The organism is Amycolatopsis ruanii (assembly GCF_003385175.1).
GTDB classification, from domain to species: domain Bacteria; phylum Actinomycetota; class Actinomycetes; order Mycobacteriales; family Pseudonocardiaceae; genus Amycolatopsis_E; species Amycolatopsis_E thermalba.
Genome location: NZ_PQHY01000077.1, coordinates 16,781 through 30,423, shown reverse-complemented (window position 1 = coordinate 30,423; position 13,643 = coordinate 16,781). Strand labels below are relative to the sequence as shown.

Below are 13,643 nucleotides of genomic sequence, written 5' to 3'. Positions count from 1 at the left end.
GGCTGGTTCTGCACGGGGTGGCTGGTTCTGCTCGGGGGGTGCCGGTTCTGCCCAGGGTGGCTGGCTCTGCCCAGGGTGGCTGGCTCTGCCCAGGGTGGCTGGCTCTGCTCGGGGGTGCCGGTCCTGCCCGGGGGTGGCCGGTCGCCGCTGGTTCACAGGCGGCCGGCCCGGGCGGCGGCGCGGGGGTCATCTGGGGCGCGCACCCGCTACTGCGGCGGCCATCGCGGGAGGGCGGAGGCGGTCGGCGACTGGCGTGCGGGTTCAGGGTCGCCTGGCTGATCCGTCTCGGGCGTGCACTTCCTACTGCGACGGCCATCGCGCGAGAGGAGCGGCGAGTGAAGCGCGGGTTGACGGCTGCCTTGGTTCATCTGGGGCGTGCAGCCGCTACCGCGGCGACCACCACGCGGGACGGCCGGCGAGTGGCCTGCGGGTTTGGGGTCATCTGGCTGGTTGCCTCGGGCGTGCAGCCGCTACTGCGGCGGCCCCGCGAGGGTTGGCGAGTGGCGTGTCGGTTTCGGGCTGCCCGACTGGTTCATCTGGGGCGTGCACCCGTTACTCCGGCGCCGACCGCGCGAGGCGGGCGGCGGGCGGTTCGACGGGTCATCTGGCTGGTTGCCCCGGGCGTGCACCCGCTACTGCGGCGGCCACCGCGCGAGACGGCCGGCGAGCAGCCCTGGTTGCGGCGCCGGAGGCCGCCCGGCCTCGCCTCGTCCGTGGCGTGGGGGCGCCCGTCTGACGGGATGTGAGCGGCGTCGCCGAAACCGTTTTGAAGTCGTGGTGAAACCGCTCGCCCGCAGGCTCTGGTCATGCGACAGGACGAACTCACCTCGATGCCCACCGCACGCCCGGCGGGCTGCCCCTTCGATCCGCCGGCGGAACTGGGCGAAATCCGGGCACGGCAACCACTCGTGCGCATGGAGTACCCGGACGGGCACCGCGGCTGGCTGGTCACCGGGCACGCCCAGGCCCGCACCGTACTGGGCGACTCCCGGTTCACCTCCCGCTACGAGCTCATGCACTTCCCGCTCCCGGGCATACCCGCCGACGTGCCGCCGGCCCCCGTCGGCGACCTCACCGGCATCGACGCGCCCGAACACACCCGCTACCGCAAACTGCTCGCCGGGAAGTTCACCGTCCGCCGGATGCGCCAGCTCACCGAGCGGGTCGAAGAAGTCGCCGCGGAGCACCTCGACGCCATGGCCCAGCACGGGCCGTCGGTGGACCTGGTCCAGGCGTACGCGCATCCCGTGCCGGCCGTGATGATCTGCGAGCTGCTCGGCGTGCCCTACGCCGACCGCGAGTTCTTCCAGCGTCAGGTCGCCGGGCAGATGGACCCGAAAACCACGCCCGAGGAGCAGTACGCCGCCCACGCGGCACTCCAGGACTACCTGCGCGAACTGGTGCGGGCCAAACGCGCCGAGTCCACCGACGACGTGCTCGGCGACCTGACCACGAGCGATCTCACCGACGAGGAGCTGTCCGGCATCGGCGCGTTCCTGCTGGGCGCCGGTCTGGACACCACCGCCAACATGATCGCGCTGGGCACCTTCGCCCTGCTGAGCCACCCCGCCCAGCTCGCCGCGCTCCGAGACGATCCGGGCCTCGTGGACAGCGCGGTCGAAGAGCTGCTGCGCTACCTGACCATCGCCCACACGGGAGTGCGAGCGGCCCTGGAGGACGTCGAACTGGACGGTCAGGTGATCAAGGCGGGCGAGTCCGTGACCATCGCCGCGCACGCCGCCAACCGCGACCCGGAGCGGTTCCCCGATCCCGACACCCTCGACCTGCGCCGCCACGCCGCCGGGCACCTCGCGTTCGGCCACGGCATCCACCAGTGCCTGGGACAGCAGCTCGCGCGTGTCGAGATGCGGGTCGCGATCCCGGCGCTGGTCACCCGCTTCCCGACGCTGCGCCTGGCCGTCCCGCCGGAGGAGGTGCCGTTGCGGCACGACGAGACCATCTACGGCGTGCGCCGGCTCCCGGTGACCTGGGACTGAGCAGCGGCACCGTGATCGTTCGCCGCACTCGGTGGACACCTGTCCGTGGGCGGGGGAAGTCGTCGGTGCAGGCGGTGGCCGGGGGCGATTGTCGCGTGCGAATGCGCCCTGCGTCAGGGGTTTCTGCATGCCGTCGGTCGCGACGTCGGCGGTGCCCCGCTGGAGGAGATCGCCCGCCGGGTTCCCTGGCCGGCGGGCGCTCGCCCTGGCGGGTGGTCGGTGCGGTGTCGGGCGGGTTTTCGTGGTGTCGCCGGTCCACTGAGTGGGCGGTTGGAGCCAACGGAGGTTCCCCATGGTGTGCCTTCTGTCCATTGTGGTTGCGGTCTGCTGATCAGTCTAGGAGCGCGAAAACCCGCCGCACATCTACCGAAAGACAGATTTTCCGGACCCCTACCGCACGACGCCGCGCACCGCTTCCGGCCACTCCAGGGGCACGCCGAGCTTCCCCAGCCGCGCCTGGAAATCCGCCAGCAGACCGGGCTTCGCACGCACCGCCCGCGCGGGGACGCCTCGCTCCAGCGCGAACGCCGCCAGTGCTCCCGCCGCCTCGCCGGTGTTCCACTCCACCGGGTGTAGCCGGTAGCAGCCGTTGGTCACGTGGGTCACCCCGAGACACTTGCCACCGGCCAGCAGGTTCTCCAGCCGCACCGGCAACAGCGCGCCGAGCGGGATCTGGAACGGGTGGCAGGCGATGTCCAGGTACCCCCGGCCGCCGGTGCTCGGGTGCAGGTCGATCCGGTAGCAGCCCACCCCGACGCTGTCGGCGAACTGCTCGGCCTGCCCGATCCCCACGCGCGCCGCCACCCCGACGTGCTGCTCCAGCACCGTGAACTCGGCCCGGATCCGGCGGCTCTCCCGCACGTACGGCGCCAGCGCCAGCCCATCCGGCGTGCCCAGCGGCTCACCGGCCAGCCGCAGGCCCGGATACCCCGCCTCGGTCTGCAACCAGTGCACGAAGGACAACGTCAGCGACCGCGCCTGCGCCAGCCGCGTGGCACGCTCCTCCGGCGCCACCCCGGTCACCGGCGCCAGCCAGTAATCGATCTGCGGCCAGTTCACCAGCGTCACATCGGGCCGCGGCGGATCCCACAACCGTCCACTCCGGATCCGCCGGAACCGCCACAGGTCCTGCCCCTCGCCGAACAACGGCCGGCTCAGCGGCTCGCCCGTCTCCGGTTCCTGCGTCGTCCAGCCCAGCTGCGGTCCCGGCCAGAACGGCGCCCGGTAACTCCGCCAGAAGTCGTAGTCGGCGGGCCGCGGCACGACGTGCGAGCCGTCCGGGTCCCACTCCAGCGCCGCGCACCACGTCAGCGCCTGCTGGTCCAACGGATCGGCAGGCCCGTCCAGCGCGTGCGGCTCACCCGTCTCGTCCGCGCTCTCCGAGCCGAGCACGTGCTCGCACCCCGCCAGCGGCAGCACGTCACCCTCTTCGGTCGCGTCGATCACGTACGACGCGCTCACCGACGCCGCACCCTCCGGCGACGCGAACTCCACCGCGTCCACCCGGTCGCCCGTCGTCGCCGCGCCGACCGGCGTGTGGTGGTACCGGATCTCCAGGTTGCCCGCCCGCACCAGCGGTGCCAGCAGCTCGTCGAGCACCTCGCCGACGACCACCGGCTCGGCGCACAACGCGCTCACCCAGCCCTCGCCCGGGTTCAGCTCGCGCACCGCCCGCGCCTCCGCGCTCAGCCGGGGGTCCGCGCGGTACCGGTCACGCACCCGGGACCGCATCAGCCGGTACGACTGGGTGCTGCCGAACGTCTCGACCCACGCGTTCTCGTCCGGCGGCACGGCCTGCGCGGTCAGCTGACCGCCGAGCCGCCCGGTCGTCTCGGTCAGCACCACCCGGCGGCCGAGCATCGCCGCGGACAGCGCCGCGGCCACCCCGCCGCAACCGCCACCGACCACCAGCACCTCGCAGTCGGAACCCATCGCCCTCCCTCTCACTTCACGCCCGTCTGGGCGAGGCTCTCGGTGATCTGCCGCCGCGCCACCAGGTAGGCGATCACCAGCGGCACGGTCGAAATCGCCGTGGCCGCCATCTGCGGACCCCACAACGGGTTGCCGCTGGTGTCGGTGAGCGCGGTCAGCGCGAGCGGCACCGTGTACAGCTCGCTGCGGTTGACGAACACCAGCGGCTCCAGGAATGAGTTCCAGCTGTACAGGAACGCGATGATGCCGATCGTGCCGAGCATCGGGCGGGTCAGCGGCAGGATCAGGCTCAGGAGGATCCGCGCCCGGCCCATGCCGTCGATCATCGCCGCCTCCTCCAGCTCGACCGGGATCGACTGGATGAACTGGCGCATCAGGAAGATCCCGGTGACCCCGGTCGCGCCGAACACCGCCAGCGCCAGCAGCGGCACGTGCGTGTCGGCCAGCCCGAGGTCCTTCATCAGCGTGAAGTTCGGGATCAGCGTGACCTCGACCGGCAGCATCAGCGCGCTCAGGAACAGGAAGAAGATCACGTTGCGCCCGGGGAAGCGCAGCCGCGCGAACGCGTAGCCGGACAGCAGCGACAGGGCGCACGTGAACAGCGCGACCAGCACCGCGATGTAGAGGCTGTTGTAGATCTGCCGCGCGAACGGCTGGAACGCGAAGACGTCCCGGATGTTGTCCAGCGTGACGTCGCGGGGGATGAGCTGCGGCGGGGACGCGAGCACGTCGCCGGGCAGCTTCAGCGCGCTGGCGATCATCCACAGGAACGGGAACACCAGCGGCACCGACAACACCACGAGGAACGCGTACCGGAGCACGCGGCTGACGGTCCTACTCACTGTGCACCCACTTCCTCCGCGCCCACCACTGCGCCGCCACCAGGAGCAGCGTCAGTCCGAAGAGCACGACGGCGATCGCGCTCGCGTACCCGGTCCGGAACAGCTGGAACGCCTGCTCGTACAGGTAGTAGGCGAGCACCGACGTCGCGTGCGGCGGCCCGCCGTGCGTCATCAGCTGGATGTAGTCGAACACCTGGAACGACCCGATGAACGTGATCAGCACGACCACCAGCGTCGTCGGCGCGATCAGCGGCAGCACGATGTGCCGGGTCACCCGCCACTCGCTGGCGCCGTCCAGCCGCGCGGCCTCCAGGGTCTCCGACGGCATGTTGCGCAGCGCGGCGAGGAAGATCACCGCCTTGAGCCCGACCGTCTTCAACGCCGCCACCACGGTCACCGCCGCCAGCGACGGCTGGGCCTCGAACAGCCAGTTGGGCCCGGTGATCCCGAACACCGACAGGAACTCGTTGACCCCGCCGCCCTTGCCCTGCAACAGGAACCGCCACACCAGCGCCCACGCCGCCTGCGAGGTGATCACGGACAGGAAGGCGAGCGTGAGGAACACCTCGGCCCCCGGCGGGCGCCGGTAGAGCACGAGCGCGAGCCCGAGCGACAACCCGACGTTGATCACCACGAGCCCGAGCGCGAACACCCCGGTGACCGCCAGCGAATGCCAGAACGTGGCGTCCTCGGTGAACAGCTCGCGGTAGTTCGCCCACCCCGCGGGCTTCGACACGCCGGCACGCAGGTCCGTGTGGCTGAACGACAGGACCACGATGGACACCAGCGGAACCAGCACGAACAGGATGAACCCGATCATCTGCGGGGTGATGAGCAGGTAACCGGTCAGCGTCTCGCGGACGCGGCGCCGTGCGACCACGACGTCCCCCTAACTCTTCTCGCGCAGCAACGGGCCGACTTCGCCGCACAGTTCGGACAGTGCCTCCGGCACGTTCGCGCCGGGCGACCACAGCTCGTCGAACACCGGCTGCGCCGCGGTCTTGATCTCCGGCCAGGTGCGCGGGTACTGGAACGCCTGCCCCTCGGTGATGCCCGGCACCAGGATGTTCGTGACCGCGTCCGGCGGCAGCGCGGTCCCGGCGTACACCTGCGTGGCGTCGGCGAGCACGGACTGGCGCGGGGGCGGGAAGAACCGGGCCAGCTCGCGCATCGAGCGTTCGCTGGTGAGGAACTTCAGGAACTCGATCGCCAGGTCGCGGTGCGGCGCCTGCTGGAACACCACGAGCCCGGCCTGCCCGGTCACCTGCGGCTGCCCGCCGGGGCCGGCGGGCAGCGGCGCGAAACCGTACTGGAACTTCGCGCCCTTCAGCTGCGACAACCGGGAGAGCTGGGTGATCGTCAGCGCCGCGTTGCCGGCGTAGAAGTCCGCCTGCGCGCTGGCCGGCACCGCGGTGCCGTCGGCGAACGCCATGCGGTGCAAAGTTCCGATTGCCCGCGCGGCTTCCGATGAGTCCATTGTGCACTCATCCCCGGAAGCGAAGCGCGCGCCGTAGGCCCGCAGCAGCGGGTCCAGCGTCGGCCACGACACCGGCAGCGGCCCGTACAGGCTGCCTTCGTTGCTCTGGAACACATAGCTCCCGCTCGGCAACGTCGACTGCAACTCGCGCGCGAGACCGGCCAGCCGGTCCCACGTCCACTCGCCGCGCGCGGCCAGCTCCGCGGGATCCGGCAGACCGGCCCGGGCGAAGAAGTCCCGGTTGTAGACGACGAAGAACGGACTGGTCGAGAACGGCACCCCGTACACGGCGTCCCCGTCCTGCCAGTTCGTGAAGGCGCTCGGCACGAAGTCGCCCAGCCGGTACGCGGGGTCCGCGCGCAGGGCGGGCCCGACGTCGGCGAGCACCTCGGTGGCGGCCAGGCCGACCGCGTCCGGCGCGCCGAGCCAGCCGAGGTCCGGTGGGTCACCACCGGCGAGCCGGACGGACACCTTCGTCGTGTAATCGGCCTGCGGCACGGTCTGGATCCGCACCGGCGTGCCGCCGTGCTGGGCCGAGAATTCCCCGGCGAGCCGGTTGAGCAGGCCCAGCTGTTCCTGGTTGGACGTCCAGACGGTCATGGTGACCGTGTCGGCGCCGGCGCGGTCGCCGATCCCGCAGGCCGCGGTCAGCGCGACCGCGGAGACGGCGAACAGGCGCCCCCATCGCTTTCTCATGCAACCTCTCCGTTGGGGTCGTCAGTCTCAGGCGCGGGTGAGCGTGGTCCCCTCGTGCTGGGGGCACTCGACGGTGCTGATCGCGTCGCCGCCGCCCTCCACCGCGGCCAGCAGCTGCTCCAGCGCGCGGCGGCCGACCAGGCGGCCGGGAATGCCGTAGCCGGACCAGTGCTCGTCCGCGCTCTCCTCGGAGATCCCGGCCACGGCGATCGGCAGGCCGGGGGCCACTGTCCGCACCGCCTCGGCGTAGCCGGTGTTCTCGGCGACGACGGCGGTGACCCCGCTCTCGCGCAGTTCCCGCACGAACGCGGGGGAGATCTCGTCGAGCTTGGGGAAGGACGACGACACCACGAGATCGCCGTCGCGCAGCCCGGCGAGCCGGTCGGCGGTGGCGGGCAGACCGGAATTGGCGCCCACGTACCGGACCTCGCGGTGGCCGAGCGCGGCGATCCGGCCGGCCAGCACGCGCCCCGCGCCCCGGTAGTCCGGCGACACGTTGGGCACCTCGCGCCCGTCGTCGAGGAACCGCCGCCCGATGAAGACGAACGGGTACTGCTCGGCGACCAGCTGCTCCAGGTCGGCGGGGATCTCGTCCCGCCCGAGCAGCACGGCGCCGTCCACCAGGCGCAGCTTGTTCTCACCGCCGGCGTAGATGCTGCGCACCGGCCCGGACATCGCGGCGCTGGTGAACAGCAGCAGGTCGTTCCCGGACTCCTCGGCGGCTTCCTCGATGCCCAGCAGGAACGGGTGGTAGAGGCTGCGTTGCGCGGTGCCGAACACGCGCTCGTAGGTGAAGATCCCGAGCAGCTGGCTGCGCCCCTTCGCCAGGCGACGCGCGAGCGGATCGGCGCGGTAGCCCATCTCCCGGGCGATGTCGAGCACCCGCCGCCGGGTCTCCTCCGGGATCGTCGTCGCCTTGTCGCGCAGGATCAGCGATACCGCCGCCTGGGTGACCCCGGCGCGGCGCGCGATGTCCGCCTGCGAGACCCGGCGTGGCCGGCCCTGGCCAGTTATGCGCATAACTAAACGATGTCAGCCGTGGATCTGGTCTGTCAAGCCCGGCTGGAGTAGAACGAGATCATGGCGATGGAGCTGAAGGTGGACACCGACCCCGCCGAGGTGGGGTTCGACCCGCGGCGGCTGGACCGGATCGAGGCGCACTTCGCCCGGTACGTCGACGACGGGCTGCTGCCCGGATGGCTCGCCGTGGTCAGCAGGCGCGGCAAGATCGCCTACGTCGCGCGGCGCGGGCACCGGGACGTCGAAGCGGGCCTTCCGGTGGAGGTGGACACGCGCTGGCGCATCTTCTCGATGACCAAGCCGGTCACCTCCGTCGCCGCGATGATCCTGTACGAGGAGGGCGCCTTCGAGCTCACCGACCCGATCGCGCGGTGGCTGCCCGAGTTCGCCGCGCCGCGCGTGTACGTCAAGGGCTCGGCGCTCAAACCGGTCACCGAACCGGCCACCGAGCCGATCCGCGTGTGGCACCTGCTCACCCACACCGCCGGGCTCACCTACGGCTTCCACCACGCGCATCCGGTCGACGCGATCTACCGCGCGCACGGCTTCGAGTGGGGCACCCCGCCCGGCGCCGACCTCGCCGAGTGCACGCGGCGGTGGGCCGAGCTGCCGCTGGCCTTCCAGCCGGGCGCGGAGTGGAACTACTCCGTGGCCACCGACGTTCTCGGCCGGTTGATCGAAGTGGTGTCCGGGCAGCCGCTCGACGAGTTCTTCGCGCGGCGGGTGTTCGAGCCGCTGGGCATGGGCAGCACCGGCTTCGCCACCGACTCCACCGAGAAGTTCGCCGCGCTGTACGTGCCGGATCCCAGCACGCGCAAGGCGGTCCGCAACGACGCCTTCGGCCGGAGCGGCCTGGCGAAACCCGCCTGCCTGTCCGGCGGTGGCGGGCTGGTGTCCACCGCGGCCGACTACCACCGGTTCACCCAGTTCCTGCTGGGCCGCGGCGAACTCGACGGCGTCCGGCTGCTCGGCCCGCGCACGGTCGGCCTCATGGCGAGCAACCACCTGCCCGGTGGCGTGGACCTGGAGGCCTACGGCCGGCCGCTGTTCGCCGAAATGCCCTTCGACGGGTTCGGGTTCGGGCTCGGGTTCTCCGTGCTGGAGGACCCGGTGAAGGCGAAAACCTTGTCCAGCAAGGGCGAATACGCGTGGGGCGGCGCGGCGAACACGGCGTTCTGGGTCGATCCGGCCGAGGAGATCACGGCGCTGTTCTTCACGCAGCTGCTGCCGTCGAACACCCACCCGATCCGGCAGTACCTGCGGCAGCTGGTGTATCAGGCGGTCGTCTGACGGTGCAGCCGCCGCAGCGCCAGCGCGAGCTGCAACCGCAGGCGCCCGCACGGCTCGTGCACTGACCAGCCCAGCACGGTCTTCGCGTGAGCCAACCGGTCCTGCAGCGTCGAGTGGTGCACGGTGAGCGCGGCAGCGGCCGCGCGCAGGCTCGCGCTGGTGGCGACGGCGTCGAGCGTGGCGAGCATCCACGGCGCGCACGCGGCCGCGCGTTCCAGCGCGCGCACGTCCGGCACCGGTTCGCTGCCCGGTCCGACGGCCTCGGCGAGCACCGCCAGCCCGCCCAGTTCGTCGAACCGGACCACGCGCGGGCCGGGGTCCTCCGGCGTGCCCTCGGCGGTGAACCGCAACGCCGTCCGGGCCGCGGCCAGCGACGCGGGCAGGTCCAGCACCGGCACCAGGGGACCGATGCCCGCGCGGGCACCGGCGGGCGCGGTGATCACCACGCCCGTGGTCCCGTCGGCGTAGGCGACGGCGCGCGCGGTCGACGACAGGCCCAGCCGCCGCGCCGCCTTCCGCCGCGCCTCCGGCGAGGCCGTCTCGTCCAGCACGATCTCGACCGGCTCGGGCACGCGGTTCCGGTCCAGCACGAGGCGGACCGCGGCGGCGGCGCGTTCCAGGATCATCGCGTCCACCGCGGAGGCCGGGCCCGGTCGTTCCAGCCACACCCCGCCCACGCCGGGCCACTCCGGGTCGATCTCACCGCCGGGGGCCGACCGCCGTCCGTCCGCGGTCACCCGCACGCGGTGCCCCGGCACGTCCAGGCGGGCGGGGCAGGACGCGAGCGTTGCCGCCCCGCGGACCAGCGCCTCCAGCCCGGCGTGCCCGTCGCCGAGGCGGTCGAAGTAGGCGATCACCTTGACCGCGGCGCCCGCCTCCGGGTCGAGTGCGGCCAGCCGCCCTGCCAGCTCTCTCACGCGACCATGGTGTCACTCCGCGAGCATGCGGCGCAGCCACCGGAGCCGGGTGGCCCGGGCCTCCTGGGAGAGCGCGGCCCGCGGCGCGAACGCGTCGAACCCGTGGTAGCCGCCCGGCCACACGTGCAGCTCCGCCGAGCCGCCGGCGAGCCAGATGCGCCGGGCGTAGTCGACGTCCTCGTCGCGGAACGACTCGGCCGAGCCGACGTCGATGAACGCCGGCGGCAGCCCGGACAGGTCCGTCGCCCGCGCGGGGGCGGCGTAGGGGGAGACGTCCGGGCCGCCCCGCGCCTCACCCAGCAGGGCCGTCCAGCCGGTCTCGTTCGACGTGCGGTCCCACACGCCGAGCCCCTTCATCTGGTGGGTGGACGGGGTCTCGTTGCGGTCGTCGAGCATGGGCGCGATCAGCAGCTGACCCGCCAGCCGCGGTCCGCCGCGGTCCCGGGCCATCAAGGCGACCGCGGCGCCCAGGCCACCGCCCGCGCTGCCGCCGGCCACGATCAGCCGCGCCGGGTCGATGCCCAGTTCCCCGGCGTGCTCTGAGGTCCACCGCAGCCCGGCGTAGCAGTCCTCGACCGGCACCGGGTGCGGGTGCTCGGGCGCGAGCCGGTACTCCACCGACACCACGACGAGCCCCAGTTCGAGGGCCCAGTCCAGCGGCTCCTCGATCCCGACCCGGTTGGTGCCCACGACCATGCCGCCGCCGTGGATCCAGAAGATCCCCGGGGCCGTCGTTCCCAGGTCCGCCGGCCGGGCGACCAGCACGGACACCTCGTCCGACACCCGCCGGTCCACCAGTTCCAGCCGCCCGTCCCGGCTCAGCTCCGCGTCGGACGGCAGGCGCGCGCTCCTGGCCGCGCGCAGCGCGGGGATCATGTCCGCCGTGACCGTGGGCGGGACCTCCTCGGCGATGACGGCGAGCATGGCGGCGGCTTCGGGGTCGAACGCGGGCGGCGGGCCGTACGGGGTGCTGGTGGTCATCGGGCCTCCTGGAGTCACGACGGTGTGACCACCATCGTCACCCGGGCGGGACGCGCCGGGTGGCGGGTGTTGCCCGCCACCCGGCGGGTGGTCATCCCAGCTTGCCGATGATCTCCTCGCCGTAGGCGTGCAGCGTCTGTTCGCGCTGGTCGTGCATCAGGTACACGGCGAACTGGTCGACTCCCAGCGCGGCCAGTTCCTGCAACCGCGCCACGTGCGCCCCCGCGGGGCCGGTCAGGCAGAACCGGTCGACGATCTCGTCCGGGACGAAGTCGGTCGACGGGTTGCCCGCCTTGCCGTGATGGGCGTAGTCGTAGCCCTGCCGCTCGCGGATGTAGTCGGTCAGCTCGTGCGGCACCGGCCCGGATTCGCCGTAGCGGGCGACCAGGTCGGCGACGTGGTTGCCGACCATCCCGCCGAACCACCGCAGCTGGTCCCGCTGATGCGGCAGGTCGTCCCCGACGTAGGCGGGCGCCGCGACGCAGATCGTGATGCCGGCCGGGTCCCGTCCCGCCGCCCGCGCCGCTTCCCGGACCGAGCCGATGGTCCACTCCGCGATCGCCGGGTCGGCGCACTGCAGGATGAACCCGTCGGCCTGTTCACCGGCCAGCCGCAGCGCCTTCGGCCCGTAGCCGGCCATCCACATCTCCAGCCGCCCGCCGCGCACCCACGGGATGCGCACCGGGGTGTCGCCGAGCACGACCTCCCGGCCCTCGGCCAGCTCCTTGACCGCGTGCATCGCGTCCCGGACCGTGGCCAATGTGGACGGACGCTTGCCGATCACCCGGTGCGCCGAGTCGCCGCGCCCGATCCCGCACACCGTGCGGTTGCCGAACATGTCGTTGAGCGTGGCGAACAACGACGCGAGCACCGACCAGTCCCGGGTGCCCGGGCTGGTCACCATCGGGCCGACCGTCATCGCCGAGGTGGCGGCCAGGATCTGCGAGTAGATGACGAACGGCTCCTGCCACAGCACCACGGAGTCGAACGTCCAGCCGTAGCCGAACCCGCAGTCCTCCGCGGCCTTCATCAGCCGGATCACCTCGCGCGCGGGCGGATCCGTCTGCAGCACCACACCGAAGTCCATGACGGCTCCCTAGTTCAGGTACTGGCACAGGTCCCGGGACAGGAACTTCCCGTGCCCGGCGCTGCCGGAGAACCCGGACGGCGACACGATCACCCTGCCGCGGGAGAGCACCGTCTCGACCTTGCCGGTGATCTCGAAGCCTTCGTACGCCGAGTAGTCCACGTTCATGTGGTGGGTCTCGGCGGACAGCGTCTGCTTCGCCGCCGGGTCGTAGACCACGATGTCGGCGTCCGAGCCGGGCGCGATCACGCCCTTGCGCGGGTACAGGCCGAACATGCGCGCCGGGGTGGTCGAGCACGCCTCGACCCACCGGCCCAGCGAAATCTCGCCGGCCACCACACCCTGGTGCAACAGGTCCATCCGGTGCTCGACCCCCGGCATCCCGTTGGGGATCTTCGAGAAGTCCCCCCGGCCGAGCTCCTTCTGGTCCTTGAAGCAGAACGGGCAGTGGTCGGTCGACACCACGCTCAGGTCGTTCGTGCGCAGCCCGCGCCACAGGTCGCCCTGGTGCCACTTCTCCCGCAGTGGCGGGGATGCCACGTACTTCGCGCCCTCGAAGCCCGGCTTGGCGAGGTCCTCGATGGACAGGTAGAGGTACTGGGGGCAGGTCTCGGCGAACACGTTCTGCCCGGTGTTGCGGGCTTCCGCGACGGCCGCAAGCGCTTGCGACGCCGACAGGTGCACGATGTAGAGCGGCGCACCGGTCACCTGTGCGAGCCGGATCGCCCGCGAGGTCGCCTCGCCCTCCAGCTCCGGCGGCCGGGTCAGCCCGTGCTGCACCGGATCGCCCTTGCCCTCGGCCAGCGCCTGCGCGACCAGCTGGTCGATCGCGATGCCGTTCTCCGCGTGCATCATGATCGTGGCGCCGGTCTCGGTCGCCTGCTGCATCGCGCGCAGGATCTCGCCGTCGGTGGAGTAGAACACGCCCGGGTAGGCCATGAACATCTTGAAGCTGGACACCCCGGCGTCGATGCAGGTCTGCATCTCCTTCAGCGTCGTGTCGTTGACGTCGGACAGGATCATGTGGAAGCCGTAGTCGACGGCGCAGTTGCCGCCGGCCTTCTCGTGCCACTTGTCCAGCGTCGGCTGGAGCGTCGATCCCTTGGGCTGCACCGCGAAATCGATGATCGTGGTGGTGCCGCCCCAGGCGGCCGCGATCGTCCCGGTTTCGAAGGTGTCGTGCGAGAACGTGCCGCCGAACGGCATCTCCATGTGCGTGTGGGCGTCGATCCCGCCGGGCATCACGTACTTCCCGGTCGCGTCGATCACCTCGTCGGCCGTGCCGAACAGCCCGGGCGCGGCGACCGCGGCGATCGTCTCGCGCTGGTCGAGCACGTCCGCGCGGCTCGCCCCGGTGGTGGACAGCACCGTGCCGCCCTTGATCAGCGTGCGCATGCGTTCTCC

General features: G+C 72.0%; 11 protein-coding genes. 2 read left to right on the top strand and 9 right to left on the bottom strand.

All coding sequences use genetic code 11. From position 1 onward, the window contains the following. The first annotated feature begins 806 nt into the window (after nucleotides 1-806). Complete coding sequence (locus D0D28_RS29395) at nucleotides 807-1,997, top strand: cytochrome P450 (protein ID WP_094008842.1); 1,191 nt, start codon at nucleotides 807-809, stop codon at nucleotides 1,995-1,997. Between the two features lie 390 nt (nucleotides 1,998-2,387). Here D0D28_RS29395 and D0D28_RS29390 read toward each other — a convergent pair whose 3' ends face one another. The 5 genes from D0D28_RS29390 to D0D28_RS29370 are packed head-to-tail and all read right to left on the bottom strand — an operon-like array spanning nucleotide 2,388 to nucleotide 7,964. Beyond that, nucleotides 2,388-3,929, bottom strand: a complete 1,542-nt coding sequence (locus tag D0D28_RS29390) for an FAD-dependent oxidoreductase (protein ID WP_116114221.1) — start codon at nucleotides 3,927-3,929, stop codon at nucleotides 2,388-2,390. Nucleotides 3,930-3,940: 11 nt separating this feature from the next. Continuing rightward, entirely contained in the window at nucleotides 3,941-4,771 is an 831-nt protein-coding gene (locus D0D28_RS29385; RefSeq protein WP_116114219.1) for a carbohydrate ABC transporter permease, read from the bottom strand. Beyond that, complete coding sequence (locus D0D28_RS29380) at nucleotides 4,764-5,651, bottom strand: carbohydrate ABC transporter permease (RefSeq protein WP_116114217.1); 888 nt, start codon at nucleotides 5,649-5,651, stop codon at nucleotides 4,764-4,766. Before D0D28_RS29380 ends, D0D28_RS29385 begins: the two co-directional genes overlap by 8 nt. Nucleotides 5,652-5,660: 9 nt before the next feature. Beyond that, the gene (locus D0D28_RS29375; RefSeq protein ID WP_116114214.1) at nucleotides 5,661-6,944 is read right to left on the bottom strand and encodes an ABC transporter substrate-binding protein; all 1,284 of its coding nucleotides are present in this window, start codon (nucleotides 6,942-6,944) and stop codon (nucleotides 5,661-5,663) included. A gap of 27 nt (nucleotides 6,945-6,971) precedes the next feature. Beyond that, nucleotides 6,972-7,964, bottom strand: a complete 993-nt coding sequence (locus tag D0D28_RS29370; protein ID WP_116114212.1) for a LacI family DNA-binding transcriptional regulator — start codon at nucleotides 7,962-7,964, stop codon at nucleotides 6,972-6,974. Between the two features lie 60 nt (nucleotides 7,965-8,024). Here D0D28_RS29370 and D0D28_RS29365 point away from each other — a divergent pair, with 60 nt between their 5' ends. After that, complete coding sequence (locus tag D0D28_RS29365) at nucleotides 8,025-9,254, top strand: serine hydrolase domain-containing protein (RefSeq protein ID WP_116114209.1); 1,230 nt, start codon at nucleotides 8,025-8,027, stop codon at nucleotides 9,252-9,254. Here D0D28_RS29365 and D0D28_RS29360 read toward each other — a convergent pair. The 4 genes from D0D28_RS29360 to hydA all read right to left on the bottom strand — a co-directional run bounded on the left by D0D28_RS29360 (nucleotide 9,239) and on the right by hydA (nucleotide 13,634). After that, complete coding sequence (locus D0D28_RS29360) at nucleotides 9,239-10,171, bottom strand: helix-turn-helix domain-containing protein (protein WP_116114206.1); 933 nt, start codon at nucleotides 10,169-10,171, stop codon at nucleotides 9,239-9,241. The genes D0D28_RS29365 and D0D28_RS29360 overlap by 16 nt on opposite strands. Nucleotides 10,172-10,183: 12 nt before the next feature. After that, complete coding sequence (locus tag D0D28_RS29355; protein WP_116114204.1) at nucleotides 10,184-11,152, bottom strand: alpha/beta hydrolase; 969 nt, start codon at nucleotides 11,150-11,152, stop codon at nucleotides 10,184-10,186. Between the two features lie 91 nt (nucleotides 11,153-11,243). Then, a complete protein-coding gene (locus D0D28_RS29350) occupies nucleotides 11,244-12,239 on the bottom strand; it encodes a TIGR03842 family LLM class F420-dependent oxidoreductase (protein WP_116114201.1) in 996 nt (331 codons plus the stop codon). A gap of 9 nt (nucleotides 12,240-12,248) precedes the next feature. Next, entirely contained in the window at nucleotides 12,249-13,634 is a 1,386-nt protein-coding gene (gene hydA, locus D0D28_RS29345) for a dihydropyrimidinase (RefSeq protein ID WP_116114199.1), read from the bottom strand. Nucleotides 13,635-13,643: the final 9 nt, after the last annotated feature.

What these genes read in the sequence shown, in the direction of transcription:
- D0D28_RS29350 (WP_116114201.1), bottom strand. Translation starts at nt 12,239, where the DNA reads ATGGACTTCGGTGTGGTGCTGCAGACGGATCCGCCCGCGCGCGAGGTG.
- hydA (WP_116114199.1), bottom strand. Translation starts at nt 13,634, where the DNA reads ATGCGCACGCTGATCAAGGGCGGCACGGTGCTGTCCACCACCGGGGCG.
- D0D28_RS29390 (WP_116114221.1), bottom strand. Translation starts at nt 3,929, where the DNA reads ATGGGTTCCGACTGCGAGGTGCTGGTGGTCGGTGGCGGTTGCGGCGGG.
- D0D28_RS29375 (WP_116114214.1), bottom strand. Translation starts at nt 6,944, where the DNA reads ATGAGAAAGCGATGGGGGCGCCTGTTCGCCGTCTCCGCGGTCGCGCTG.
- D0D28_RS29370 (WP_116114212.1), bottom strand. Translation starts at nt 7,964, where the DNA reads ATGCGCATAACTGGCCAGGGCCGGCCACGCCGGGTCTCGCAGGCGGAC.
- D0D28_RS29355 (WP_116114204.1), bottom strand. Translation starts at nt 11,152, where the DNA reads ATGACCACCAGCACCCCGTACGGCCCGCCGCCCGCGTTCGACCCCGAA.
- D0D28_RS29395 (WP_094008842.1), top strand. Translation starts at nt 807, where the DNA reads ATGCGACAGGACGAACTCACCTCGATGCCCACCGCACGCCCGGCGGGC.
- D0D28_RS29365 (WP_116114209.1), top strand. Translation starts at nt 8,025, where the DNA reads ATGGCGATGGAGCTGAAGGTGGACACCGACCCCGCCGAGGTGGGGTTC.